The following is a 26,093-nucleotide window of genomic DNA, read 5'->3' on the forward strand; positions in this document are numbered from 1 at the left end:
CGCCAGGAGTCCGCCATGCAACCCTTACGCACGTCCTTCCGGACGGCCTTCCGCAGGCCCTTCCGCACGTCCCGGCGCAGACTCGCGGCCGGCGCACTGTCAGCCGCGCTGCTCGCCCTGCCGTTGACCGCCACGACCTCCCACGCCTCCCCCACCGCCACCTCCACCCCCACCGCCACCTCCACCTCCGGCGCCGGCGCCGGCCGGGCGCTCGCCGTCACCCCGCCGATGGGCTGGAACGACTGGGCCCACTACCAGTGCGGCATCGACGAACGGACCGTCACCGCCAACGCGGACGCCCTGGTCTCCACCGGCCTCGCCGCCAAGGGCTACACCACCGTCACCGTGGACGACTGCTGGATGTCCACCGCCCGGGACGCGAGCGGCAGCCTCACCGCCGATCCGGCCAAGTTCCCCCACGGCATGGCCTGGCTCGGCTCCTACCTCCACACCCGCGGCCTCGGGTTCGGCATCTACGAGGACGCCGGCTCCAGCACCTGCGGCGGCTACCCCGGCAGCGGCACCGGCGCGAACGGCGAACCCGACCACTTCGCGCAGGACGCCGCCACCTTCGCCGCGTGGGGCGTCGACTACCTCAAGCTGGACGGCTGCAACCTCCGGGTCGCCGCCGGCCAGACCCAGGAACAGGCCTACCGCCAGGCGTACGACGCCCAGTCCGCCGCCCTCCGGTCCACCGGCCGCGACATCGTGTTCTCCGAGTCCGCGCCCGCCTACTTCCAGAGCGGCGAGTGGGGCGACCGGAACTGGTACGACGTGCTCTCCTGGGTCGGCCAGGACGGCCAGCTCTGGCGCGAGGGCTACGACATCGCGACCTACGACGCCGCCCACCCCGCCGCGAGCCGCTGGTCCAGCGTGCTCGGCAACTACGGCTACAACCGCTGGATCGGCTCCTTCGCCTCCCCCGGCAACTGGAACGACCCCGACTTCCTCATCGCCGGCGACGGCGGCCTGACCGACGACGAGGCGCGCAGCCAGGTCGCCCTGTGGTCGATGACGGCCGCCCCGCTGATCCTCTCCTCCGACGTCTCCCAGCTCACCCCCGCGGGGCTGGGCGCGCTCGGCAACACCGACCTGATCGCCGTCGACCAGGACCCGCTCGGCCGGCAGGCGGGCGTGGTGTCCAGCACCTCCGCCGCCGACGTGCTGGCCCGGCCGCTGGCCGGCGGGGACCGCGCGGTCGCGGTGCTGAACCGCTCGGACAGCGCGCAGGCCCTCACCGTCCCGCTGGCGACCATCGGCCTGCCCGGCTGCACGGCGACGGCCAAGGACCTCTGGACCGGCCGGACTTCGGCCGTCTCCACCGCCCTGAGCCAGACCGTCCCGGCCCACGGCACCGCCGTCTGGCGGCTCACCCCCGGCACCGGCTGCGCCCCCGCCGTGCCGACCGGCCAGGTCACCGGCAACGGCGCCAAGTGCATGGACGACACCGCCAGCGGCACCGCGGACGGCACCCCGGTGATCCTCTACGACTGCACCGGCAACGCCAACCAGCGCTGGACCAGGACCGCCGACGGCACCGTCCGCACCCTCGGCAAGTGCCTCACCGCCACCGGCCCGTCGGCCGGCAGCCGGGCGGTGCTCGCCACCTGCACCGGCAGCGCCCTCCAGCAGTGGACCCCGGCCCCGGACGGCACCCTCACCGACTCCGGCCTCTGCCTCGACGTGACGGGCGGCGCCACCGCCCCCGGCACCGCACTGGAACTCTGGACCTGCGGCAGCCACCAGGCCAACCAGTACTGGTCCCTCCCGGTCTGACGGACCAGCGATCGACAGGGTGCTCTCCGCGGGCCGACCAGCCGCCTGCGGAGAGCACTGTCGGTGCCGGGTGCCATGATCGCGCACATGGGTGTTCTCTTCGGCTACTACGCCGCCGACGGTGACGAGCTCGCGCGGCGGGCCGTCGCGCGGGAGCAGCAACTCTACTGCTGGATCCGCCCGTAGCCGAGGGTCGCGCCGGGCCGGTCTGTGGCAGCGTGGAGGCATGAGCGACACGACCACGCCCCCGCCGCCCCGAACGCTGATCGTGCTGCGCCACGCGAAGTCCGCGTGGCCGGCGGGCGTGCCCGACGAGAAGCGCCCGCTGGGCCCGCGCGGGCGGCGCGACGCGCCCGAGGCCGGCCGGTGGCTGCGCGACCGGGGGCTGCTGCCGGACGCGGTGGTGTGCTCGCCGGCGCGGCGGGCGCGCGAGACGTGGGACCTGGCGGCCGCCGAGCTGCCGGGTGCGCCCTCCGCGACGGTCGACCCCCGGGTGTACACCGCGGACGCCGACGACCTCGTCGAGGTCCTGCGGGAACAGCCCCGCGACGCGATGACCGTCCTCCTCGTCGGCCACAACCCGGCCCTGGAGGACCTGATCCTCGACCTCGCCGCCGACCCGGGCGGCGAGGCCCTCGACCGCGTCCGGGAGAAGTACCCGACCAGCGGCCTCGCGGTACTGGAAATCGTCGGTGGGTGGGACGAGTTGGACTCGGCCCGCCTCCGCGACTTCGTCGTCCCCCGCGGGGCGCGCACCTGACCCGATCCCGCCCACGCCGGTCAGCGATCGATCGCCGGAGCAGCCGGCGGTCCTGGCGAACGAACACGGCCCACCCGAGGCTAACGGGCCGGCCGGGGGCGGATCAACGGCTCGGGGTGGGCAGGGTGTTCGAGTGCCGACGGGGAGCGGTTGAACGCGGGTGGGGCGTTCGGGGGCGGGGGTGGTGGGCGGGTGCGGGGGCGGTGTACTCGTTGCCGGGTCGGATCGGTGCGGACCTGGGGAGTTCTCCGTGGTGGGACAGCAGAGTGGGGTCCGGGTGGCCCTGGTGACCGGTGGGGTCTCGGGCATCGGGCGGGCGGTGGTGGAGGACCTGGTGCGACACGGGCACCGGGTGGTGGTGCTGGACCGGGAGGAGCCCCGGGAGCCGCTGCCCGACGGGGTCGCCCTGGTGCTCGGAGACGTGCGCAGCGCGGCGGACAACGAGCGGGCGGTGCGCACCGCGGTGGAGGCGCACGGCGGGCTGGACGTGCTGGTGGGCAACGCCGGGATCCACGACGGCGGGGTCGGGCTGCGCGACCGGCCGGCCGCCGAACTGGCCGAGCTGGCGCGGCGGGTGCTGGACGTGGACGCGGTGGGCTACCTGCTGGCGGCCCGGGCGGCGGCGGAGCCGCTGCTGGAGCGGCGCGGCGCGATGGTGTTCACGCTGTCCGACGCCTCGTACGTGGTGCGCGGCAACGGTTCGGGGGTCGCCTACGCGATGGCCAAGCACGCCGCGGTCGGGCTGGTCCGGCACCTGGCGGCGGACCTCGCGCCCCGGGTGCGGGTGAACGCGGTGGCCCCGGGCGGCGTGGTGACGGGGCTGCGCGCGGCGGTGGGGCCGGAGGGGTCCGCGGAGGTGTTCGGCGATCCGGACGGGATCAGCGCGGTGATCCGGGACTTCAATCCGCTGCGCGTGGTGCTGACGCCCGCGCAACTGGCGCCGCTGTACCGCTTCCTGGCCTCGGACGACGCGCACGGGATGACGGGCGAGGTGCTCCGCCCGGACGGCGGCCTGGACGTGCGCTGACGGGTGCGGGAGCACCGCCGTGGGGCCGGGCGCCGCAGGAGCGCCCGGCCCCGCGGGCGTGCCGTCACACCGGTGGGGGCGTCCAGGTGCCGGGGTCGGGGCGGCCGATCAGGGTCGCGGAGACGAGTTCGTCGCGCGCGTTGGCGGTGCCCCAGACGTCGGTGGTCTGGGCGTTGGCCGGATAGACCTTCGGGGTCCAGCCGTGCTCCTCGTCGATCACCTGGGCGGCGGTGGTGTACTCCAGTACGAAACCGGAGGACGGCTCCTGGAAATAGGAGAAGGTGTTCTGCCCGACGCCGTGCCGTCCCGGCCCCCAGACCGGGGCAATGCCCGAGCGCATCAGCGCGCCGGTGGCCCGCATGAACTCGTCGAGTCCGCGGACCTCGAAAGCCACGTGGTTGAGCGAGGTGTGCGGGGCGCGGGTGAAGGCGATGGTGTGGTGCACCGGGCCGGTGCGCAGAAAGCACATCACGTCCTCGACCCAGTCGGTCACCCGGAATCCCATGACCGTCTCGTAGAACTCGCGCGCCACCTGGATATCGGGCGTGTTGAGCACGACGTGGCCAATCCCCTTCGGGCGGGTCTCGCTCGCGGTCACGGGTGTGAACACCCGCCCCGCCACGTCGGCGGAGACCTCGACCGTCCGGCCGTCGCAGTCCAGGAACCGCACCGCGTGGCCCCCGCCGAGGTCCTGGCGCGGGCCGGGCTCGCCGAGCAGCCGGCCGCGCGGGTGGGCGGCCACCCGCGCGGCGACGCGGTCCACCTCGGCCGCCGACTCGGCCGCGAGCGCGATCAGGTCGACCCTCGGCTCGTCGGTGGCGCGCAGCCGGAGCACGTGGCTCTCGGGGCAGCCCGCACCGAAATAGATCCGGTCGCCGTCGCGTTCGACGACCTCCAGTTGCCAGCGATTCTCGTAGAATTCCGCGGCGCTCCGGAGATCCGGTACGCCCAGACCGACATGCCGCACGTGCAGGACCATGCTGCTCCCTGAGGACATTTCGAGGATTCACGCCGTGGAATAGCGCGGGAAATCAATGGATGAACTCGAACGGAACGGCCGGAGTTCGACCCGCTTCGCACCCTAGGCGGATTTCCCGGGGAAGTCGACGGTGGCCGAGCACCCGCTATTCGCACACGCATCCGCACGTACACCCGGCCGCGGATGCGCGCGGCCTGCACACCGCCACCCTCCGCCGTGCGCGCATTCTCATGAGGATTCGCACGCACATTCGCAGCCGGCCATGTACGGGCGCCGGGCCGCCCCGGCCGGATCCCGACGCTTCGGCGGCGGATCGACGCCAGTGGCGGGATTCCGCCACCAGCCCTGTCACACGGGCATCCTGACGTCCCGCAGGGCGCTTGAGGCCCACTCCGGGCGCGACGGACCGGGCCGCGCGCCCGCCGCCCCGGCGGCGCCCCACGGCCGCGAGCACACCGCGCACCCGATCGGCGCGAACCACGCCGACGTCGCTTTGGAATTGACCGAAGCTTTCCGTTGATTCGTCCGCCGCCGGCGCCCCCGGCGCCCGGGAACAGGATTGCCTACCCGGCCGCGGCCCGCCTCACACCCGGGGCCGGGAATTGTCCCGGGGCCGTCGGAGCCCTTGACTGTTCGCAGCTAAATCACGCATTGTCAGGAACATTGACGGGGGGCGACAACGGGATGCGGACGCTCGGCGGGCGCCGATCCACGGGTCGCCCCAGAAATTGGAAAATCCGCTGAACCTCAACGACTTCGGGAACGTTACCGCCTGAGCCGACCCAGGCGCGCGTTCCCGGACAACGGTTCCGTCACACACGGGGAGTAGCGTCGAGATGAGCACGACTCAGCCTTTCTGTCACGTCGGCGATCCCACCTCACTGCTGTTGTCGCTCCGGCACGACAAGCTGCAGCGGTCCGCCGTCACCGTCGTGCCGATCCGGGTGCTCCTCGACGCCGACTCGCCCAGACTGGAGGGCGAGGACGGCGAGCACGTGCGGCTGCTCGCCGCCTCCGACGCCACCCACCCGCCGATCCTGGTGCACCAGCCGTCGATGCGGGTGGTCGACGGCATGCACCGGCTGCGGGCCGCGGAGCTGCGCGGCCAGCAGGAGATCGAGGTCCGCTTCTTCCAGGGCAGCGAGGCCGACGTCTTCCTGCTCTCGGTGGCCGCCAACATCAAGCACGGGCTGCCGCTCTCGCTGGCCGACCGCAGCTCGGCGGCCCGGCGGATCTTCGCCACCCACCCCGCCTGGTCGGACCGGATGGTCGCCTCCGTCGCCGGGCTGTCCGCCAAGAAGGTCGCCGAGCTGCGCCAGGAGCAGGTCTCCCACCTGCCCAAGCTCACCAGCCGGATCGGCCGCGACGGCCGCTCCCGGCCGCTGGACTGCTCCCAGGGGCGGGAACGCGCCGTCGAACTGATCGCCAGCAACCCCCAGGCCTCGCTGCGCCAGATAGCCAGGGAGGCCGGCATCTCCCCGGCCACCGCGGCCGACGTCCGCGACCGGCTGCGCCGCGGCGAGGACCCGGTGCCGGCCCGGCGCCGCGGCGGCGGCGCCGAGCGGAACGCACCGCCGCGCGAGCCCGCGGCGCAGCGCCAGGAGCCCAAGTCCCCGGCCGAGTTGGCCGGGCTGTTCGACCGGCTGCGCAAGGACCCGTCCCTGCGCTTCAACGAGACGGGCCGCACGCTGCTGCGGATGTTCGACGCCTGCCACGCGGTGGTCCGCGAGCAGCAGGAGATCGCCCAACGCCTGCCCGCGCACTGCCTGGTGTCGGTGGTCGAGCTGAGCCACGGCTGCGCCGGGATCCTCCAGTCGCTGGCCGACAGCCTCCAGCGGGGCGACGCACCGCGGGCCGCCGGGCCGGTTCAAGCGCGGACGAGCGTCAGTTGAACACCGCCGCGGCGCAGCCGCCGTCCCCCGGAACCGAGGTCGACGTGGTCGTGGTCGGCGCCCGCTGCACGGGCTCCCCGCTGGCCATGCTGCTCGCCCGGCAGGGCCACCGGGTCCTGGTGCTGGAGCGCGACCGCTTCCCCAGCGACACCATGTCCACCCACTGGGTGCAGCGGCCCGGGATCGAACGGCTCGCCCGCTGGGGCCTGTTGGACGCCCTCGCCGGCACCGGCTGCCCGCCCCTGGAGCGGATCAGCCTGGACTTCGGCGGTCTCGCCCTGAGCGGCGCGCCGACCTCCGACGACGCGGCCACCGGCCCGGCCGTCACCTACGCGCCGCGCCGCACCGTCCTGGACCGGCTGCTCGCCGACGCGGCCCGGGCCGCCGGGGCCGAACTGCGCGAGGGCGTCACCGTGCTGGACGTGCTGCGCGAGGCGGACGGCGGTCCCGTCACCGGCGTGCTCGCCGGGACCGCGGACGGCGGCCGGTTCACCGTCCGGGCGAGGGTCGTGGTCGGGGCCGACGGCCGCAACTCGACCGTCGCCCGCGCCGTCGACGCCCCCGTGCTCGTCGACCGCGGCCCGCTCGCCGCGACCGCCTACGCCTACTGGACCGGGCTTGCGGTGGACGGCGTCGAGGCGCACTTCCGGTCGGGCAGCGGCCTGTCCATGTGGCCCACCCACGAGGGCCGCACCGTCGTCGCGCTCAGCCTGCGCCGCGAGGCGTTCCGCGCCTGGGGGCGCGACCGGCGGCGCGGCTACCTCGACGCGCTCGCGGGCTTCCCCGGCGCCGCCGGACGGATCGCCGCGGCCCGCCTCGCCGGCCCGGTGCGCGGCGCCGCCGGCCTGCGCAACTACTACCGCCAGTCGCACGGCCCCGGCTGGGCCCTGGCCGGCGACGCCGGCCACCACAAGGACCCGATCGCCGCCCGCGGCATCTCCGACGCCTTCACCGACGCCGAGAACCTCGCCGCCGCCCTGCACGACGCCCTCACCGGAAAGCTGCCGCCGGACCGCGCCCTCGCCCGCTACCAGGCCCGGCGGGACGCGGGCACCGCCGCGATGTTCGAGTTCGCGTGCCGCCAGGCCGCGCTGACCGGGGCGGACGAGCACCTGACCTCGGCCGTGCGGCAGGCGAGGGAGGACCCGGTCGCGGCCGGCCGGCTGCTCGGCGTCTTCGCCGGGGCCCGCCGCCTGGACGAGCTCCTCCCCCGCACCGCCCCGGGCACCCGGTGACGGCGCGCGGGCTGCTCGACTGGCTGGACGCACCGGACCCGGACCGCGGCATCCGCTTCCTCCGGCCGGACGGCACCTGGACGCGGCACCCGTACCCCGAACTGGCGGGCGCCGCTCACGCGGTGGCCCGGCGGCTGCGGGCGGCCGGCGTGCGGCCCGGCCGGGCGGTGGCCCTGGTGCTCGGCTCCGGGCCGGAGTTCATCGCGGCCTTCTTCGGCGCGCTGCTGTGCGGAGCGGTACCCGCGCCGCTGGCGCCGCCGGCGACCTACCAGGACGAAGACGCCTACCGCGACGGGCTGGCGGCCCGACTCGCCGTCCTACGACCGGCGGTGATCCTGACCGGCGCCGAAACGGCGGGCCTCGGTCCGCCCACCACCGCCGCCCCCGTGCTCGACCTGGCCGCCGCGTGGCCCGACGGGTGCGCCGCCGGCGCTGCTCCCGTGGGGACGCCCGCGACCGCGCTCGTCCAGTTCACCTCCGGCTCCAGCGGGCCGGCCCGCGCGGTCGTGGTCTCCGCGCGGGCCCTGGAGGCGAACCTGGCCGCCGTCCGGCAGTGGCTGCGCATGGGGCCGGACGACCCCACCGCCACCTGGCTGCCGTTCCACCACGACATGGGGCTCGTCGGCTGCCTGCTCACCCCGGTCACCACCGGCGCCGACCTGTGGGTACTGCGCCCGGAGGACTTCGTCCGCTCACCGCTCGCCTGGCTGCGCTGCTTCGGCGAGCACGGCGCGCGACTCACGGCGGCGCCCGCGTTCGGGCTGGCCCACGTGCTGCGCAGGGTCCGGCCGGAGGCGCTGGCGGGGCTGGACTTCGGGCGGTGGCGGGCGGTCATCACCGGTGCCGAGCGGATCGATCCGGCCATCCTGTCCGGCTTCGTGGAGCTGCTGGCGCCGCACGGGTTCCGCGCCGCGTCGATGCTGCCGGCCTACGGACTCGCCGAGGCCACCCTGGCCGTCACCGGCGTGCCGCTGGCCGAGGAGCCGACCACCCTGCGAGTGGACCGGAGCGCGCTGCGGACGGGCGAGCCGGTCCGGCCGGCCGCTCCCGGCACCCCGCCGGACCGACGCCTCGAACTCGTCGGCTGCGGAAGCCCGCTGCTGCCGGACGGCCGGATCCGCATCGTCGACCACCGGGGCGAGGAGCTGCCGCCGGGCCGGGTCGGCGAGATCGTCTGTGCCGGGTCCTCGATCGCCGACGGCTACCTCGGAGCCGCCTCCTTCGACCCCACCGGGCTCCGCACCGGGGACAGCGGCTTCCTGCACGAGGGCCGGCTCTACGTCCTCGGCCGCCTCGGGGACAGCCTGAAGCAGCGGGCCCGCACCGTCTTCGCCGAGGACCTGGAGGCGGTGCTGGCGGGCGTCGCGGAACTGCGGCACCGCCGGCCGGCCGTGCTGCTGGGCGCCCTCGACGGCGTCGACACCGCCGTGGCGGTGGTCGAGGGCCGGGAGGGGGCCTGGGTGGCGACGGCCGTCGAGCGGCTGCGGCGCGGGCTCGACGGCGCCGCGGTCGTGGTGGTGGCCGGTCCGTCCGGGCTGATCCGCCGCACGTCCAGCGGCAAGCCCCGGCGACGGCCGATGTGGGAGGCCTTCGCGGCGGGCACGCTGGGCGGGCGGGTGGTGGGCGGCACCGCGGGCACCCGACGCGCGTGACCGGCCCACCACCTGCGCTCCTCAGCCGAGTTCGGCCCGCAGCACGGCCGCCACCGCGCCCGGGTCCTCCAGCAGCAGGTTGTGCCCGCCGGGCAGCAGGCCGAGCCGGAACCCGCCGGTGGTGAAGCGCGACCAGGCCGCCACGTCCTCCTCCGCCACCGAGTGGTCCGCCTCGCCGAGCAGCGCGAGCACCGGCGCCCCGATCGGGTCGACCGCGAACTCGTGCCGCTCGATGGCCTCGTAGTCGGCCCGCAGCGCGGGCAGGACCAGCTCCCGCAGCTCGGGCTGGCCGAGGACCGCCTCGGGCAGGTAGCCGTCCCGCGCCACCTGGGCCAGGAACTCGTCGTCGGGCAGCCGCCAGGTGTGCACCGGGGGGATCCGGTCCGGCGCCTGCTGGGCCGAGAGGACCAGCCCCGACAGCAGCCCCGGGGGCAGCCGGCGGGCCGTCTCGTAGGCGAACACCGCGCCGCCGCAGTGGCCGTAGAACACCACCCGGCGCCCGTCGGCGTGCGCGGCGACCTGCTCGGCGAGGCCGTCGCACAGGGGGCCGAGCTCGGTGTACGGCTCCTCGTCCATCCGCGACTCGCGCCCGGGCAGCCGCACCGCCACCGCCCGGCAGGCGTCGCCCAGTCCCCGGCACAGCGGCTTGACCGCGGCGGCGCCCGCACCGGCGTGCGGGAACGCGTACAGCACCGTCGCGGCGGAGTCCTGCCCGGATATCTCCACCAGCCATCGATATTTTGCCATGGACGGCATGATAGGCATTTCCGGCGCCCGCTGTCCGCGTTCCGGTCAAACGCCGCTTTACCCTTCCTCCGTGGACCGTCAGACTTTCTCCCGAACCATTCGACGTGGAGAATTGGAGCGCTGAATGCATGGTCCTCAGCTCAGGGTGGCACTCGTTCAGCAGGGCGTCTGGGACATGCCGCTGGAATCCATGCCGCTGGCCTCCGGATACCTGAAGGCGATGATTCTGGAGGACCCCGGACTCCGGTCCGGGACGGCGGTCGAGATCTGCAACTTCCGGGGCCGCGTGACGCACGGGGAGATGGCCCACCGGCTGTTCCGCGAGGAGCTCCCCGACCTCGTCGGCTTCTCCGTCCTGGGCTGGAACGTGCGGGCCTTCGGGGCGCTCGCCGCGACCTACCGCCAACTGCAGCCCGACGGCTGGACGGTGTTCGGCGGCACGCACGTCAGCGGCCAGGCGGAGCGGGTGTTCCGGCTCCACCCGGAGGTCGACGTGATCGTCAACGGCGAGGGCGAGCTGACCTTCCCCGAGCTGGTCAGGGCCCGCCGCGACGGCCGCTCCCGGCACGAGCTCGACGACATCGCCGGAATATCCTTCCGGCGCCCCGACGGCACCGTCGTGACCACGCCGGACCGGCCCCGGATCGAGAACCTCGACATCATTCCCTCGCCCTTCCTGACCGGCGCGATCGACCTGCTCGACGAGGCCGGGAACTTCCGTTACGACGTCGCCCTGATCGAGACCAACCGGGGCTGCCCGTACAAATGCGCCTTCTGCTACTGGGGCGGCGCCGTCGGCCAGCGCGTGCGGGCCTTCTCGCGCGAGCGGCTGCGCGCCGAACTCGAACTCTTCGGCAAACTCGGCGTGCACACCGTGGTGGCCTGCGACGCGAACTTCGGGATGCTGCCGATCGACCTCGAACTGGTCGAGGACCTCATTTCCATCAATCGCCGGCTGGGATTTCCCCGGGCCTTCGAGACCTCCTGGGCGAAGAACAAGTCGAAGGTGTTCTACGAGATCGTGCGGCGGATGAAGGAGGCCGGCCTGCGCAGTTCGTTCACCCTCGCCCTGCAGTCGCTCAGCCCGGACGCCCTGGACTCGATGCGCCGGCGCAACATGAAGGTCAACGACTGGCGGGAGCTCGTCGAGTGGCTCGGGCGCGAGGGCCTGGACTGCTACGCCGAGCTGATCTGGGGCGCACCGGGCGAGACCGTCGAGTCATTCCTGCGCGGCTACGACGAACTCGCCGAGCACGTCTCGCGGATCGCCGTCTATCCGATCATGCTGCTGCCCAACACGGAGTACTCCGAGCAGAAGGAGGTCCACGGGATCGTCGCGCTGCGCGGCGACCACGACGACTTCGAGTACGTGCTGGCGCACCGCACCATGACCTTCGAGGACAACGCCCGGATGCAGCGGTTCCTGTTCTGGGCGCGGGTGGTGGCCGAGAACGCCGTGCTGCGGCACTGCTGGCTGCCGCTGCGGCGGCTGGCCGGGTGGACCCAGTCCGAGGTCCTCGACAGCCTGGCCGACTGGATCGACACCACCCCGGCCCCCGAGGCCGCGCCGCTGCGCGAGGCGGCCGCGCGGGCGCACGGCGGCGGCGCCCCCGCCTACGCGGCGGCGATCGGCTACCTGTTCACCGAGCAGGCGGGCCGCACGGCGCTCGAACGCTGGTGGGACGAGGCGGTGAGCCCCCGGCTCGGCGCGGAGCACCGGGCGTTCCTGGACGAGGTGTTCCGCTACGACCTGCTGACCCAGCCGGTCGTGGCGGACCAGGAGGCGCTGGTCGAGGAGGTGGCGGGCCGCGGCTACTTCCGGCGGGCCGGGGTGACGTTCAGCCACAACGTCCCGGCGGCACTGGCCCTGATGCGGGCCGGGCAGGAGCCGGACCTCGGCCCGGACCCGACCTGCCTGGACCTCTACTACCGCAGCGGCGCGCTGAACGCGGTGCGCTCCACGAACCACGAGGAGATCGTCCACTTCATGGGCGAGCCCCGGCCGGCCGGGGCGGCGTTCTGACGGGCCCCGCACGACGGAACGGGCGGGGTGGGGGATCTCCCGCCACCGCCCGTTCCGGCGTTCCCGCTCAAGGCGTCAGAGCAGCCGCAGCAGCGCCGCCCGGTCCACCTTGCCGGTGTCGCGCACCGGGAACGCGTCCACCGCCAGCACCCGCGCGGGCACCAGGTGCGCGGGCAGCCGGGCGAGGAGGTGCGCCCTGGCCTCCTCGGGAGCCGGCCCGTCGGCCGCCGGCACGTAGAAGGCGACCAGGTCCCGGCCGCCGGGCTGGTCCACCGTGGTGACGAGCGCCGCGCGCACCCCCGGGCACTGGTGCAGGGCGTGCTGGACCTCGCCGAGTTCGATCCGGTGGCCGCGCACCTTCACCTGCTCGTCCAGCCGGCCGAGGAACTCCAGGTTGCCGTCGGCCAGCCAGCGGGCGCGGTCGCCGGTGCGGTACATCCGCCCGCCGGGCTCCGGCGAGCCGGGTTCGGGACGGAAGGACGCGGCGGTCAGCGCGGCCCGGCCCGCGTAGCCCGCCGCGACGCAGGCCCCGGCGATGTAGAGGTCGCCCGGCTCCCCCACGGGCAGGGGCCGCAGGGCGGCGTCCAGGACGTGGTAGCGGGCGTTGGCCATCGGACGGCCGTACGGGATGCTCGGCCAGGCCGGGTCCACCTCGCCCACCGGGAAGGCGTTGGACCAGACCGTGCACTCGGTGGCACCGCCGAGGGCCACGACCTCGGCGCGGGGGAAGGCCGTGCGGATCTCGTCGGGGAGCGTGAGCGGCACCCAGTCGCCGCTCAGCAGCACCAGGCGCAGCGAGCCGCGCGCCTCGGCGGGGAGGCCGTCGGCGGGCCGTCCGTCGAGGAAGGGGGTGAGCATCGCGAGCGCGGCCGGTGCCGAGTCCCACAGGGTGATCGGCTCGGCCTCCAGGAGGTCGATCAGGACCTCGGGTTCGGCGATCTCGGGCTGGGTCGCCAGGTGCACCGAGCCGCCCGCCGCGAGCACCCCGAAGAGGTCGTAGACGGACAGGTCGAAGCAGAAGGAGGCGACCGCGAGGATGCGGTCCCCCGGCCCGACCGCCCAGGTCCGGTTCAGCCAGTCGATCAGGTTGACGACCGGGCGGTGCTGGACCATGACGCCCTTGGGCTTGCCGGTGGAGCCGGACGTGAACACGGCGTACCCGAGGTCGTCCGCGGTGACGGTGCCGGGCGGCAGCGCTCCGGCGGGCCTGGCCTCGATGTCGGCGCCGGTCCACACCCGGCCGGGCCGCACGGCGGGTGCCGTGCCCTCCCCCACGGTGATGAACGCGTCGTAGCGGTGGGAGAGTTCGCCGGCGAAGTCCTCCGCGCGGCGGCGGCGCACCTCGACCCCGGCGACCGGCGGCAGCAGCTGCGGGAGCCGCTCCAGCAGGGCGGGCGGGATCCGCAGGCCCGCGTGGGCCTCCAGGCCGGGGTCGATGAGGTCGGCCAGCAGCAGGGTGCCGCCGGGGCGGAGCATCGGCAGCAGGCCCCGGAGGGTCTCCAGGAAGTAGTCCAGGTCCGGGAGGAACTGGACGGTGCTCGCCATGATCGCCAGGTCGAAGGTTCCGGACACGGCCTGCGGCACCTCGTGGGCGTAGCAGACCGCGCCTTCCGCCGCGTAGCCGCCCGCGGCCGCCGCGGCCAGGTTGCGGTCGACGGCCACCGAGGACGGGTCGACCGCCACGTAGCGGGCGGCGGTGGGCGCCAGCGCCTCCGTGATCAGGCCGGACCCGCAGCCGACCTCCAGGATCCGGGCGCCCTCGCCGGCCGCCTCGCGGCCCAGCCGCCCGACGTGGTCGCGGTAGCCGGTCACGTCGCCCGGCCGGTAGGGGCGTTCGGAGCGGCGGAGGTTGAAGCCGGCCGCCTCCAGCGGGTCGGGCTCGCCGGAGAGGAAGTCGAAGAACTCCTCGACCATCTCGCGGTCCAGCACCTCGGCCCAGGTGTCCTTCGCGGTGATCTCGGGGCAGATCACCTCGCGCACCGAGGGCGCGTCCCAGCGCAGTTCCTGGACGGCCTTGAGGCGGGCGCGGCCGGCGACGACGCAGCTCACGCCGAGGTCGGTGAGGAGTTCGAGGGCGCGGGCCCGGGGCCAGGCCGGGTCGATCGGCACGTACGCGGCACCGGCTTTGAGCACCGCCACCAGGGAGGCGGCGGCCGACGGGGTGCGGTCGGCGTACAGCGCCACGTACGAGCCGCGGCCGATGCCGCGCTCGGCCAGCAGTCGGGCCAGCCGGTCCGTCCAGGCGTCGAGTTCGCCGTGGGTCAGGGCTGTGCCGTCGCTCGCCACCAGGGCGGGCCGGTCGGGGTGGGCCCGGGCGGCGGCCCGCAGCAGGTCGGGGACGGTCGCGGTGTCGGGGAAAGGGCGGCCGGTGGCGAACCACTGCGGCGGGGGCAGGAGGCGGTCCGGTCCGGTCATGACGCGCCGGCCCCCTTCTCCTCGCGGTCCTCGCCGGGGACGAGCCCCCGGGCCGTGAGCGCTCCGGCGAGGTCGGAGACGGTCGGGTGGTCGAAGAACATCCGCAGCGGCAGGCGGGTGCCGACCCGCCTGCCGATGCCGGCCATGATCCGGGCGACCAGCAGCGAGTGGCCGCCGACCGCGAAGAAGTCGTCCTCGTCACCGAAGTCGTCGCGCCCCAGCGCGGCCGCCCAGCCGGCCCGGACCAGGGCGGTGGCGGAGGGGAGAAGAGGGTGGGCTGTTGACACTACTGGCCTCCTGCGAGTGGGTGCGCGCGGTCCGCGGCGGGGACCGTCGCGAGCGTGGACACGATGGCCGTCAGGCCGGTCAGGACGCGGTCGAGCAGCCGCTGGACGTCGGTCTGCGGGTGAGCGACGGCGTTGTGGCGCACCCGCACCAGCAGCCGGTCGTCGATCAGCAGGGCGCTGACCTCCAGCGGGTAGGGGCGCGGGTTGTCGGGGCCGCGGTCGCCGGTGCCGGCGAGCGGCAGCGGGGTCAGCGCCCGGCCCTCGGCGGGCGTGCCGCCGCCGACCAGACGGCCCGCGCGGCCCAGGTAGTTGACGTTGACGGTGGCGGGCGGGCGCGCGACCAGCCGGGCGCGCACCGCGGGATCGCTCGCGGCGTGGCGGAGCAGGCCGTGGCCGAGGCCCTCGGCGGGCAGCCCGGCCAGCAGCGCGCGGACGGTGCGGTAGGTGGCGGCGGGGCCGGCCTCCCCGGTCTCCCTGGCCTCCCCAGTCTCCCTGGCCTCCCCGACCTCGCCGGCCTCCCCGGGCGACCGGTCCGGTGCGACCGTCACCGGGTGGACGGCGGTGAACCAGCCGACGGTGCGGCTGAGGTCGACGTCCGGGAACAGGTCGGCCCGGCCGTGCGTCTCGACGTCCAGCACCACCTCGCGCTCCCCCGTCCACTCGGCGACCGCCTGGGCGACGGCGGCGAGCAGCACGTCCTGCGGGCGGTCGCGCCCGCGGCCGCCGGTCGCGACCAGCAGCGCGGCCGTCGCCTCCGCGGGCAACGCGGCCTCGGCCAGGGCGGCCTGGCCCTCCGTGCCCGCGTCGGGGCGGGCGACCGGCCGGGCGGCCGGGCCGCTCCAGCGCTCCAGTTCGGCCCGGACGGCGGGCGAGTCGGCGTGGGCGTGCAGCCGGGTCGTCCACTCGGCGAAGGGGGTGGTGAGCGGGGGCAGGTGCACCTCCTCGCCCGCGAGCAGTTGCTCGCAGGCGCGGCCGAGGTCGTCCAGCAGGATCTGCCAGGAGACGAAGTCGACGACGAGGTGGTGCGCGGTGAGGAGCAGGCGCAGGCCGGGCTCCTCGCTCCCGGGGAGGAGCACGGCGGCGAACAACGGTCCGTCGGCCAGGTCCAGTTCGGCCTGCGCGCGGACGGCGGCGCTCTCCGGATCGATGCCCGTGCCGGTGGCGTCGATGACGCGGACCGGCTCGGCGTCGGGCCGGGCGGTCTGGTGCCAGCCGTCCTCGTCGCGGTGGTAGCGGAAGCGCAGCGCCGGGTGGTGCGCGGCGACGGCGAGCAGGGCGCGGCGCAGCAGGTCCGCGTCCAGGCCTGGGGCGGCGCGCAGCAGCAGTGTCTGGTTCCAGTGCTGCGGCCGGACGAGCGGCAGGTCGAGGAACCACTGCTGGACGGGCGCGAGCGGGACCTCCACAGGGCCGTCCGGCGACACCGGGGCGGCGGGCCCGGGTGCTGCCGTCCGTTCGGCGACGGCGGCGAGTTCGCGCACGGTGGGGTGGGTGAAGATCTGCCGGGGCGTGAGCCGCAGACCGGCCTCGGCGGCCCGGGAGACGATGCTCATGCTGGTGATCGAGTCGCCGTCGAGATCGAAGTAGTCGTCCTCGGGGCCGACTTCGGCGACGCCCAGCACCTCGGCCCAGATCGCGGCGAGGACGGCCTCCACCGGGTCCGTCGGGCCGGCCGGGCGGTCCGGCTCCTCGGTCCGGGGCTCCTCGGTCCGGGGCTGCGCGGCCGGCGCCGGGCCGGTGCGGGCGGTCTTGCCGTTCCGGGCGGCGGGCAGGCGGTCGGTCAGCAGCACCTCGGCGGGCAGCAGGTACTCGGGCAGGAGCTCGCGCAGCGCCTCCCGCAGGCGGGGCGTCGACCGCCCGACGGCCACGCGGGCGACGAGGTCGGTGTCCTCCGTCACGGCGACGGCGCCCAGCACCCCGGGCAGCCCCAGCAAGGCGGCCTCCACCCGGCCGGGCGGAACCAGGTAGCCGTTGCGCCGGGTGAGATCGCCGGCGCGGCCCAGCACGACGATCCCGCCGTCGGGCAGCCGGCAGGCGAGGTCGCCGGTGCGGACGGGCTCGTCGCCCGCGAAGCGCGTCACCCACAACTCGCCGGACACCCCGGGCGGGGTCGGACGGCCGACGTCGTCGAGCACCCGGGCGGTCATCCCGTCCAGGGCCCGCCCGACCGGCAGCGGCCGGAAGGGGTCGGTCGCGGGCAGGTCGTCGGCGACGACCTCGCGGGCGCAGACGACGGGCGCGGTCTCCGCACCGCCGTAGCCGTGCAGCAGCCGGGAGCCGGGGCTCACCGCCCGCCACCGCGCGGCCACCGCGGGGGTGAGCGGCTCCCCGGTGACGAGGAGCGTGCGCACGGCCGGCTCGCGGCCGGACGCGGCGAGGCCGGGGAGGAGCGCGGAGAGCTCGGACGGGGTGACGGTGACGAGGTCGAAGGAATCGGTGCCGCAGAGGAGCGGGGACAGCTCGCCGGAGGTGGCGACCACCACGGTGCCGCCCGCGGCGAGCGCCGCGAGCGACCTGGCCAGCACCTGGTCGGCGCCCGGCCCTCCGTGGACGAGGACGCGACCGCCGGGCCCGCACTGTCCGGCGAGCCAGTGGGCCCAGGCGGCCAGCGCGCCGTGCGGCTGCACCACGACCCTGGGCTCGCCGGTCACGCCGGACGTGTTGAGCACCAACGCGGGATCGCCCGGCCCGACGGGGACCGGCTCGACCCGGCCGGCTTCGCCCGGCGCCTCCGGGCAGAGCACCGGCACAGGCAGCGCGCCGAGTTCGGCACGGCCCTCCGCCGTGGTGATCAGCAGGGCCGCGTCCGCGCACGCCGCACGGACCTCGGCGGCCGTGTCGAGCGGCTCGGCGACCGCGCCGCACCACAGCACGGCCAGCCCGGCGGCCAGCAAATCCGCGGGCCGCCCGGGAAGCCGGAGCAGGACGCGGGCGCCCGGAGCCAGGCCCAGCGCGGCGATCCGGGCGGCCAGCTCCGCGGCCCGGTCGGACACCTGCCCGTACGTCAGCGTGTCGGCGCCCGCCACCAGAGCGGTCCGCCCGGGGTGGGCGCGCGCCAGGTCGCCGATCGCCTGCGGCAGCGCGGGCGGCGGGCCGGCCGGAGCGGTGCGATCGGGCCGAGGGCCGCGACCGGCGACCTGCCTGGCGGCGGGCGCGACCGGATCGTCGACCGGCCCTCCCTCCGGCGCGTCCCCCGCCGACGGCCGCTCCGGCCGCTCCGGCCGCACCGCCGGGCCACCCGTGGCCGGGCCGGCGAACGGCGCCACCGCCCCGCCACCCGCGTCCAGCTCCGCCAGCGGCAGCTCCGGCCGCTCCAGGAGCCGCCCCACCCACTCCTCGAACCGGGCGGCGAACCGCTCGACCGTGGCCGCCTCGTAGAGGTCGGTGTTGTACTCCCAGGCGATCGCCACCGAGTCCGCGGACTCGTGGACCGCGCCGGAGAAGTCGTAGACCACACCGCGCCGCCGCAGCGGGAGCGACTCCAGCGCGAGCGAGCCCAGCCGCAGTTCCTGGCCGGCCCCGGACAGGAAGCGGCTCACCGCGAGCATCCCGCCGTCCTGGGCCTTGTTCTGGCCGAAGCCGATCTCCACCAGCGGCGTCCGGCTGCGGTCGCGCCGGCGGCCGGGGTGTTCGGCGGCCAACTGCTCCACGACCGTCGCGAAGGGCAGTTGCTGGTGCTCAAGACCCGCCAGCAGCCCGCGGCCCGTAGAGGCGAGCAGGTCGGTGAACGGGAGCTGCGGGTCCACCTGCGTGCGGCACACCACCGGGTTGACGAAGTAGCCGAGCACGTCGGCGAATTCGGAGCGCTGCCGGTTGGTGGTGATGGTCGCGACGGCGATGTCGCGCTCGCCGGTCCAGGCGTGGAGGTAGCCCTGGAAGGCGGCGAGGAGGACGGTGTAGACGGTGCTGCCGTGGCGGCGGGCGAAGTCCTGCAGGGCCTTGACCCGCGGCTGGTCGAACTCGTGGACGTGGAGGGCGCCGCGCTGGCTCTGGACCACCGGGCGGGGCCGGTCGGCGGGGAGTTCGAGGGCGGGCGGCGGGTCGGCGAGGAGGTCGCGCCAGTACGCCCGGTCGCGTTCGGCCGCCGGGCCGGCGAGGGTCTCGGCCTGCCAGCGGACGTAGTCGGTGTAGCCGTGCCGGGGCGCGGGCCGGTACAGCTCGCCGTCGGCGGCGTGGGCGGCGGCGAGGTCGCGCAGGAGGGCGACGGTGGACCAGAAGTCGGTGGCGATGTGGTGCACCGTCACGAGCAGGACCGGGCCGTCGGCGGCGCCGAGGTGCAGCCGGACGCGCAGCGGAGTCTCGCGGTCGAGCTCGAAGGGGCGGAACGCCGTCGCGCTCAGCTGCTCCGTCCGGTCGGGCCAGTCGGCGGGGACGGTGAGCACCGCGAAGTCGACGTCCGCGTGCTCGGCGACGCGCTGGACCGGGCGGCCGTCGCGCAGCGCGAAGGTGGTGCGCAGGGCGGGGTGGCGGTCGACGAGGGCCTGGAAGGCGCGGTGCAGGGCCGCGGGGTCGCAGTGCGAGGTGATCCGGGCCGCGAAGCTCTGGTTGTAGGCGGCGGCCTCCGGGACGAGCTGGTCGGCGTGCCAGATCGCGGACTGGTTGTGGGAGAGCGGGAACTCGCCGACGACGGGCCCGCGGACGACGAGCGCCTCGGTGGGCCCGGCGGTGTCCTCGGCGAGGCGGCGGGCGAGGGTGTCGAGGCTGGCGCCGCCGAGGAGTTCGGGCAGGCCGACGGTGCGGCGCAGGTCGTCCTGGACGGCCATCTTGAGGCGCAGCGCGGCCAGCGAGTCGAGGCCCTGGGCGTGCAGCGGCGCGGCCGGGTCGAGCCGCTCGGGCGGGACGGCCAGCAGCTCGGCGGCGCGTCGGCGGAGGTGTTCGGTGAGGAGGCGGGCGCGCCGGCGCGGGTCGGGTTCGTGCCGGATCCCGGCGGCCGGGCGGTCCGCGTCGGCGTCCACGAGGGCGGCGAGTTCGGCGGCCAGGCGGCCCCGGCGGAGCTTGCCGAGTTCGGTGCGCGGCAGGCCGTCGACGGTCTCGAAGCGCGCCGGGACCTTGTGCCCGGCGAGGCGGGCGCGGCAGTGCGCGCGCAACTCCTCGGCGGGGACGGGGCCGTCGTCGCCCGGTACGACGGCGGCGACGAGCAGGTCGCCGCCGCCGGCCAGGGGGACGCCCACCACGGCCGCCGCGCGGACCGCCGGGTGCGCCTCCAGGACCTCCTCGACCTCGACGGGGTTGACCTTGTGCCCGCCCGTGTCGACCAGGATCCGCTTGCGGCCGGTGAGGTGGAGGCGGCCGTCCTCGTCGAGCCGGCCCAGGTCGCCGGTGAGGTAGCGCTCGCAGCCGGGGCGCAGCAGGGTGCCGCCGGGGGCGAGTTCGCCGAGCATGACGGAGCGGCTGGTGACGGCGATCTCGCCGGTGCTGCCGGTCGGCAGGGCGCGTCCGTGCTCGTCCAGGACCTCGACCCGCACCCCGTGCAGGGGGCGGCCGACGGACTCGGGGACGAAGCCGTCGGGGTCGCAGTCCCAGCTGACGCTGCCGGCCTCGGAGCTGCCGTAGGTCTGGCGGACGGGGACGCCGAACCGGGCGAGGAAGCGCTCCCGGACGGCGGGCGGCAGGAAGTTGCTGCCGGAGAGGCAGAGCCGGACGGAGGAGAGGTCGGCGGGGCGGTCCTCGGGCCAGTCGGCGAGGGCGCCGAGCAGGTAGGGCACGGACGGGAGGACGGTGACGCGGTGGCGGGCGACGAGCGCCAGCAGGTCGGCGGGGTCGGGCCCGCCCGCTCCCGCCGCACCGGAGGGCTCGGGCAGGACGAGGGTGGCGCCCGCCAGCACGGCGACGATCATGCAGCAGAACTGGCCGAGCGCGTGGTACAGCGGCACGGGGCAGAGCAGGACGTCGTCGGGGGTGACGGCGGCGCTGGCGATGATGTGGTCGGCCTCGGCCAGCTGGTTGTCCTGGCTTCGGCAGATCCGCTTGGGCTCGCCGGTGGAGCCGGAGGAGTAGGTGAGCACCCACGCCCGGTCGGGGTCGGCCGGGCGGGCGGGCAGCGCGTCGGCGCGCATCAGCTCGTCGAAGTCGAAGGGGTGCCCGGCCGCCACCGGGCCGCCGACGACCACCAGGGCGGCGCCCGGGGCGAGTTCGGCCCAGCGGGGGGCGAGCGCCGCCGTGGTGACCACGACGTCGGGCCGGCCCTCGGCCAGCACCCGGCGGTACTCCGCCTCCGTCAGCCCCGGGTCCAGCGCGAGCACGCGGGCGCCGATGCCCGCCGTGGCGAAGTAGCCGACCACGAACTCGGGGCAGTTGGGCAGCGCGAGCAGCAGCAGGCCGTCCGGTCCGAGGCCGAGCGCGTGCAGTCCGCCGCGCGCCCGGGCGATCCGGTCGGCGAGTTCGCCGTGGGAGATCCGGCGCTCGCCGCAGACCAGCGCCGCCCGTCCGGGCCCGCGGTCCGCCACGGCGCGCAGCCGTCCGTCGATCACGCCGCGCCCCCGCTCGCCTCGGCCCGGGCCAGTTCGGCGACCACGTACTCCTGGACGTCGCTGAGCCGGCGGATGAGCCGGGCCCGCTCGCGGTCGATCGCCGGCAGGCCGTACTCGTCCTCCAGCGCGAAGGCCAGTTCGAGCAACGCGAGGGAGTGGTAACCGAGTTCCTCGACCAGCTCCGGGTCGGGCCGGTCGGCGAGGCCCTGATCGGGCGCCATGCCGATCACGATGTCGCGGATGTCCCGCCGGATCTCTTCCGCGGTGCGCTGGGTCATGGAGGTTGTCTCTCCCTCTCGAAGGAAACGGGATTCAGTCGCCGACGCGGACGTCGAGCAGGTACGGCCGGGGCGAGGCCAGGGCGGTGCGCAGGGCCCTCGCCAGGCGGGCCGGGTGCTCGACCCGGCCGGCCGCGCAGCCCTGGGCGCGGGCGAGGGCGGCGAAGTCGAGGCCGCCGATCCGCGTCCCGACGGCCTTGCCGAGCCCGAAGCGGTCGGCGAAGCGGTCCACCGTGGCGTAGCGGCCGTTGTTGACGACCAGGACGGTCAGCGGCAGGCCGAGTTCGGCGGCGGACCACAGGGCCTGGATCGAGTACATCGCGGAGCCGTCGCCGACCACCGCGATCACCCGCTCGTCGGGCCGGCCGAGGGCCATGCCGACGGCGGCCGGCAGCGAGTGGCCGAGCGAGCCGCTGGCGCACGTGTAGAAGCTCTCGGGCCGCTCGTTGGGCAGGTACTCGCACATCACCGGGCGGCTGCTCGGGGCTTCCTCGACGATGACGCTGCGGGCCGGGCGCAGGTCGGCGAGGGTGCGCATCAGCAGCGGCTGGGTGATGACGTCGCTGTCCGGGACGGGGGCCGGTGCGGGCCGCGGGGGCGGGAGTTCGCGGGGGACGGCCGGGTCGAAGGCGAGCAGGTCGCACACGCCGAGGCGGATGCCGGTGAGCAGCGCGTCGCCGACCGGGGTCCAGGCGGCGGTGGCCGGGTCGTCGGTGAGCTGGTGGAGCGCGGTACCGGGCGGCAGCACCGGACCGGTGCCCGCGACGTGGTAGGTGAAGACCGGTGCGCCCAGCGACAGCACGAGGTCGTGGCCGGTGAGCCGGGCCACGATCTCCTCGCGCACCGGGGGCAGGAAGCCCGCGAAGAGCGGGTGGGTCTCGGGGAAGGCGCAGCGCGAGGACATCGGCGCGGCCCAGACGGCGGCGCGGTGGCGCTCGGCCAGCTCCACCACGTCGGGAACCGCCCGGTCCTGGTCGACCGCGGCGCCCACCACGAAGGCGGGGCGGGCGGCGCCGGCCAGGGCGCGGCCGACGCGTTCCAGCGCCTCGGGGTCGGCGCGCAGCGTGGTGGAGACCGTCCGGGGTTCGACGGGTTCGCAGGGCCGGTCCCAGTCGTCGGCGGGCACCGAGACCAGGGTCGGGCCGTAGGGCGGTGACATGGCCAGGTAGCAGGCGCGGGCGATGGCGGCCGGGACGTCCTCGGCACGGGCCGGCTCGCGGCTCCACTTGACGTACGGTTTGGGCAGTTCGGCCGCCTGGTCGTTGAGCAGGTACGGTTCCCCGCCGAGCAGCGAGCGGGCCTGCTGGCCGGCGACGATCACGAGCGGGGTGCGGTTGCGCCAGGCGGTGAACAGGCTGCCCATCGCGTGGCCGACGCCGGCGGCGGAGTGCAGGTTGACCACGGCGGGGCGGTGGCCGGCCTGGGCGAAGCCGTCGGCCATGGCCAGCACCACGGACTCCTGGAGCCCGAGGACGTAGCGGAAGTCGGCGGGGAAGTCGCGGAACATCGGCAGCTCGGTGGAGCCGGGGTTGCCGAAGACCGTGGTCATGCCGAGGCTCCGCAGCAGCGCGAAGGTGGCCTCGCGGACGGTGGGCGGGCGGCCGGTCGGCTCGTCCTGACGGGCTGGCACGCTGGTGGTCCCTTCGGGGTCGGGGGTTGCGGCGGTACGGTCCGTGCGGGTCAGTCCCGGTCGGCCTCCGAGAGCTCCTTGGCCTCCGACAGCGCCGCCCAGATCCGTTCCGGCTTGAGCGGTGTGGCCGTCAGCCGGTGGGCGATGTGCGGGACGGCGGCGGCGACGGCCCCGGCCACGGTGGCCGGGGCGGGGATGACCCCGCCCTCCCCGAGGCCCTTGAAGCCGCCGGGGATGACCGTGCTCGGCGTGCACCGGTGCTCCACCGTGACCGGCGGGACGTCGGCGCAGACCGGGAGCACGTAGTCGGTGAAGCCGGTGGCGAGCGGCCGTCCGGTGGCCGGGTCGTGCACGGCCTCCTCGACCAGGGCGATGCCCAGGCCCTGGACGACGCCGCCGACGATCTGCCCGTCGGCGATGGCCGGGTTCACCAGGACGCCGCTGTCGTTGACGGTCCAGTAGTCCTCGACGGTGACCTCGGCGGTCTCCAGGTCGACCGCGACGGCGGCGCCGTGCGCGCTGTAGGAGTAGGTGATGGCGGGCGGGTCGAAGTCGACGCTCTCCTCCAGCCGGATCCGGTCCGGGTCGGGCCGGCCCCAGCCCCGCCAGCCGCGGGCGGCGACCTCGGACCACGCGGTCGTGGCGTTCCCGGCCGGCCAGCGGAACTGGGCGCCGTCCAGCACCACTTCGTCCGGCGGGGCGCCGAGGTGGGCGGCGGCGAGGGCGTGCATCCGCTCGCGCATCCGCCCGGCGGCCCGCACGAGGGCCCCGCCGGCCAGCGTGACCGAGCGGCTGGCCTGCGAGGTGAGGTCCGAGTAGGGCGCGGTGGCGGTGTCGCCGAGCTCCACCGCGATCCAGTCCAGGGGCACGCCGAGCCGGTCCGCGACGATCTGGGCGAGGGTGGTCTCGATGCCCTGGCCCACCGGGATCACCCCGGCGAACACGGTGACGGTGCCGTCCTGGTTGACCCGCACCCGGGCGCTCTCCCAGCCGGCCCAGTCGATCCGGAACAGTTCCAGCAGCGCGGAGGGGGCGAAGCCGGTGATCTCCACGCTGGCCGTCACCGCGACTCCTCGGCGCACCGTCCCGGTGGACTCCCGGGTGCGCTCCCGGGCCAGTTCGGCGGCGCGGCGCAGCGCGGCGGGGTAGTCGCCGTTGTCGTAGGTGAGCCCGGTCCGCGTGGTGTACGGGAGTTCGTCCGGCCCGAGCAGGTTGTGCAGCCGCAGCCGGACGGGGTCGTGGCCGAGTTCGCGGGCGGCCTCGTCGATCAGCCGTTCGCGGATCCAGGCCGCCTCCTGCATGCCGTAGCCGCGGTAGGCGCCGGTCGGCACGGTGTTGGTGTGGACGGTGGTGATGGTGGCCCCGGCCCGCGGGAACCGGTACGGGCCCTCCAGGGCGAGCCCGGCGACCTGGAACGGGCCGCTGCCGGCCTGGATCGCGAACGCGCCGAGGTCCCCGGTGATCTCGGCGGCGAGCGCGAGGAAGCGCCCGTCCGCGTCGAGGGCGAGGCGGGCGCGGGCCCGCTGGCCGCGTCCCTGGTAGGAGGAGCTCAGGTTCTCGGTGCGGTCCTCGATCCACTTGACCCGGCGGCCGAGCCGCACGGCGGCCAGGCAGACCAGCGCCTCGTCGACGTACAGGGTGACCTTGCCGCCGAACGACCCGCCGACGTCCGGCGTCACCACCCGCACCTGGTCGACCCGCAGGCGCAGCGCGGTGGCGAGCTCCTGGCGGACGGCGTGCGGGGACTGGGTGCTGCTGTGGACCGTCAGGCGCCCGGTGGCGGGGATCCACTCGGCGAGCAGGCCGCGCGGCTCCATCGGGCTGTGGTTGATCCGCTGCACCGCGAACTCCCGCTCCACCACGTGCGGGGCGGCGGCGAGGACGGCGTCGAGCGCGGCCGGGTCGTCGCCGAAGTGGATCCGCCCGCCGATGTTGTCGGGGGCCTCCGGGTAGAGCCGCGGGGCGTCCGGCGCGAGCGCGGCGGCCAGGCCGATCGCGGCGGGCAGCGGGTCGATGTCGACGGCGACCAGCTCCGCGACGTCCTCGGCGAGCGCCCGGCCGCGCGCCACCACCAGGCCGATCGGCTGGCCGACGTAGCGGACGGTGCGGTCGCCGAGGGCCACGGTGCCGGTGAGCTGGCCGGGGATCCGCCAGGCGGTGGGGATCGGGTCGGTGAACCGCTCGATCTCGTCCGGGCCGAGCACCAGCAGCGCCTCGCCGCCGGCCAGCGCCGCCGCCGGGTCGAACCGGGTGATCCGGCCGTGCGCCACCCGGCTGCGCAGCACGACGGCGTGCAGGGCCCCGGCGTCGTCGATGTCGTCGACGAAGCGGCCCTGGCCGCGCACCAGCCGGGGCGCGTGCACGCGCGGGACGGCGCGCCCGATCATGCGGCCGGCGTCGGGACCGGGCCCACGGCCGGCGTCGGACGCGGTCATGCCGTCGCCCCCTCGCCCTGCCAGTGCCGCTCGATGGCGGCGCGGATGCCCGCGTAGCCGGTGCAGCGGCACAGGTGCCCGCGCAGCACCTCGGTCACCGCCTGGTCGGCGCTCAGGCCGGCCCGGTCGGCGTAGGTGAGGCCCATCAGCACGCCGGGCGTGCAGAAGCCGCACTGCAGGCCGTGCTCGTCGGTCATGGCCTGCTGCAGCGGCGCGGGCCGGCCGTCCTCGGCGAGGCCCTCGACCGTTTCCACCCGGCAGCCGTCGGCCTGGCGGGCGAGCATCAGGCAGGAGCGCACCGGTTCGCCGTCCACCAGCACGGTGCAGGCGCCGCACACGCCCTGCTCGCAGGCCACGTGGGTGCCGGTGAGGCCGAGGCCGTGGCGCAGGAAGTCGCTGAGCAGGGTGCGGTCCTCGGCCTCGGCGGTGTGTGCGGTGCCGTTGACGCTCAGGCTGATCGATGTGCCGCTCATCGGTGACGTGGGCACGG

Annotated in this window: 16 protein-coding genes; 7 read left to right on the plus strand and 9 right to left on the minus strand. The window is 75.6% G+C overall.

The window, feature by feature from the left end:
- The first annotated feature begins 15 nt into the window (after positions 1-15).
- From ACFXDE_RS13470 to ACFXDE_RS13480, 3 genes are all read left to right on the plus strand, one after another.
- Positions 16-1,776: a ricin-type beta-trefoil lectin domain protein gene (locus ACFXDE_RS13470; protein WP_380493827.1), complete on the plus strand. Its 1,761-nt coding sequence runs from the start codon at positions 16-18 to the stop codon at positions 1,774-1,776.
- Positions 1,777-2,002: 226 nt separating this feature from the next.
- The gene (locus tag ACFXDE_RS13475; protein ID WP_380493829.1) at positions 2,003-2,536 is read left to right on the plus strand and encodes a SixA phosphatase family protein; all 534 of its coding nucleotides are present in this window, start codon (positions 2,003-2,005) and stop codon (positions 2,534-2,536) included.
- A gap of 253 nt (positions 2,537-2,789) precedes the next feature.
- Positions 2,790-3,563: an SDR family oxidoreductase gene (locus ACFXDE_RS13480; protein WP_380493831.1), complete on the plus strand. Its 774-nt coding sequence runs from the start codon at positions 2,790-2,792 to the stop codon at positions 3,561-3,563.
- A 64-nt stretch (positions 3,564-3,627) separates the two neighbouring features.
- On the opposite strand, the gene ACFXDE_RS13485 is transcribed toward ACFXDE_RS13480, so the two are convergent.
- The gene (locus ACFXDE_RS13485; RefSeq protein ID WP_380493833.1) at positions 3,628-4,542 is read right to left on the minus strand and encodes a VOC family protein; all 915 of its coding nucleotides are present in this window, start codon (positions 4,540-4,542) and stop codon (positions 3,628-3,630) included.
- Positions 4,543-5,378: 836 nt separating this feature from the next.
- Here ACFXDE_RS13485 and ACFXDE_RS13490 point away from each other — a divergent pair.
- The 3 genes from ACFXDE_RS13490 to ACFXDE_RS13500 are packed head-to-tail and all read left to right on the plus strand — an operon-like array spanning position 5,379 to position 9,321.
- On the plus strand, positions 5,379-6,434 hold the full coding sequence (locus ACFXDE_RS13490) for a ParB N-terminal domain-containing protein (protein WP_380493835.1): 1,056 nt from the start codon (positions 5,379-5,381) through the stop codon (positions 6,432-6,434).
- On the plus strand, positions 6,431-7,669 hold the full coding sequence (locus tag ACFXDE_RS13495) for an NAD(P)/FAD-dependent oxidoreductase (protein WP_380493837.1): 1,239 nt from the start codon (positions 6,431-6,433) through the stop codon (positions 7,667-7,669). Before ACFXDE_RS13490 ends, ACFXDE_RS13495 begins: the two co-directional genes overlap by 4 nt.
- The gene (locus ACFXDE_RS13500; RefSeq protein WP_380493839.1) at positions 7,666-9,321 is read left to right on the plus strand and encodes an AMP-binding protein; all 1,656 of its coding nucleotides are present in this window, start codon (positions 7,666-7,668) and stop codon (positions 9,319-9,321) included. Before ACFXDE_RS13495 ends, ACFXDE_RS13500 begins: the two co-directional genes overlap by 4 nt.
- Positions 9,322-9,342: 21 nt before the next feature.
- Here the strand turns inward: ACFXDE_RS13500 and ACFXDE_RS13505 are convergent, their stop codons facing one another.
- On the minus strand, positions 9,343-10,068 hold the full coding sequence (locus ACFXDE_RS13505) for a thioesterase II family protein (RefSeq protein WP_380448769.1): 726 nt from the start codon (positions 10,066-10,068) through the stop codon (positions 9,343-9,345).
- A gap of 145 nt (positions 10,069-10,213) precedes the next feature.
- Here ACFXDE_RS13505 and ACFXDE_RS13510 point away from each other — a divergent pair, with 145 nt between their 5' ends.
- Positions 10,214-12,091, plus strand: coding sequence for a KedN5 family methylcobalamin-dependent radical SAM C-methyltransferase (locus tag ACFXDE_RS13510; protein WP_380493841.1), 1,878 nt, complete (start codon positions 10,214-10,216; stop codon positions 12,089-12,091).
- Between the two features lie 75 nt (positions 12,092-12,166).
- On the opposite strand, the gene ACFXDE_RS13515 is transcribed toward ACFXDE_RS13510, so the two are convergent.
- From ACFXDE_RS13515 to ACFXDE_RS13545, 7 genes are read right to left on the minus strand one after another with little or no spacing between them, the layout of a single operon-like run.
- On the minus strand, positions 12,167-14,506 hold the full coding sequence (locus ACFXDE_RS13515; RefSeq protein ID WP_380493843.1) for an amino acid adenylation domain-containing protein: 2,340 nt from the start codon (positions 14,504-14,506) through the stop codon (positions 12,167-12,169).
- Entirely contained in the window at positions 14,503-14,793 is a 291-nt protein-coding gene (locus tag ACFXDE_RS13520; protein ID WP_380449105.1) for an acyl carrier protein, read from the minus strand. Before ACFXDE_RS13520 ends, ACFXDE_RS13515 begins: the two co-directional genes overlap by 4 nt.
- On the minus strand, positions 14,793-21,260 hold the full coding sequence (locus ACFXDE_RS13525; protein WP_380493846.1) for a condensation domain-containing protein: 6,468 nt from the start codon (positions 21,258-21,260) through the stop codon (positions 14,793-14,795). Before ACFXDE_RS13525 ends, ACFXDE_RS13520 begins: the two co-directional genes overlap by 1 nt.
- On the minus strand, positions 21,257-21,538 hold the full coding sequence (locus tag ACFXDE_RS13530) for a hypothetical protein (protein WP_380493848.1): 282 nt from the start codon (positions 21,536-21,538) through the stop codon (positions 21,257-21,259). Before ACFXDE_RS13530 ends, ACFXDE_RS13525 begins: the two co-directional genes overlap by 4 nt.
- Positions 21,539-21,572: 34 nt before the next feature.
- A complete protein-coding gene (gene mdlC / locus ACFXDE_RS13535) occupies positions 21,573-23,168 on the minus strand; it encodes a benzoylformate decarboxylase (protein ID WP_380493850.1) in 1,596 nt (531 codons plus the stop codon).
- Between the two features lie 50 nt (positions 23,169-23,218).
- Positions 23,219-25,603, minus strand: coding sequence for a xanthine dehydrogenase family protein molybdopterin-binding subunit (locus tag ACFXDE_RS13540; protein WP_380493852.1), 2,385 nt, complete (start codon positions 25,601-25,603; stop codon positions 23,219-23,221).
- Positions 25,600-26,076, minus strand: coding sequence for a (2Fe-2S)-binding protein (locus ACFXDE_RS13545; protein ID WP_380441153.1), 477 nt, complete (start codon positions 26,074-26,076; stop codon positions 25,600-25,602). The genes ACFXDE_RS13540 and ACFXDE_RS13545 overlap by 4 nt, the downstream gene beginning before the upstream one ends.
- Positions 26,077-26,093: the final 17 nt, after the last annotated feature.

The organism is Kitasatospora sp. NPDC059408 (genome assembly GCF_042751525.1).
Classification (GTDB): Bacteria; Actinomycetota; Actinomycetes; order Streptomycetales; family Streptomycetaceae; genus Kitasatospora.

Excerpts from the sequence above, each read along its gene's own strand:
- ACFXDE_RS13470 (WP_380493827.1), top strand. The coding sequence starts at position 16 with ATGCAACCCTTACGCACGTCCTTCCGGACGGCCTTCCGCAGGCCCTTC.
- ACFXDE_RS13475 (WP_380493829.1), top strand. The coding sequence starts at position 2,003 with ATGAGCGACACGACCACGCCCCCGCCGCCCCGAACGCTGATCGTGCTG.
- ACFXDE_RS13485 (WP_380493833.1), bottom strand. The coding sequence starts at position 4,542 with ATGGTCCTGCACGTGCGGCATGTCGGTCTGGGCGTACCGGATCTCCGG.
- ACFXDE_RS13490 (WP_380493835.1), top strand. The coding sequence starts at position 5,379 with ATGAGCACGACTCAGCCTTTCTGTCACGTCGGCGATCCCACCTCACTG.
- ACFXDE_RS13505 (WP_380448769.1), bottom strand. The coding sequence starts at position 10,068 with ATGGCAAAATATCGATGGCTGGTGGAGATATCCGGGCAGGACTCCGCC.
- ACFXDE_RS13515 (WP_380493843.1), bottom strand. The coding sequence starts at position 14,506 with ATGACCGGACCGGACCGCCTCCTGCCCCCGCCGCAGTGGTTCGCCACC.
- ACFXDE_RS13530 (WP_380493848.1), bottom strand. The coding sequence starts at position 21,538 with ATGACCCAGCGCACCGCGGAAGAGATCCGGCGGGACATCCGCGACATC.
- ACFXDE_RS13540 (WP_380493852.1), bottom strand. The coding sequence starts at position 25,603 with ATGACCGCGTCCGACGCCGGCCGTGGGCCCGGTCCCGACGCCGGCCGC.
- ACFXDE_RS13545 (WP_380441153.1), bottom strand. The coding sequence starts at position 26,076 with ATGAGCGGCACATCGATCAGCCTGAGCGTCAACGGCACCGCACACACC.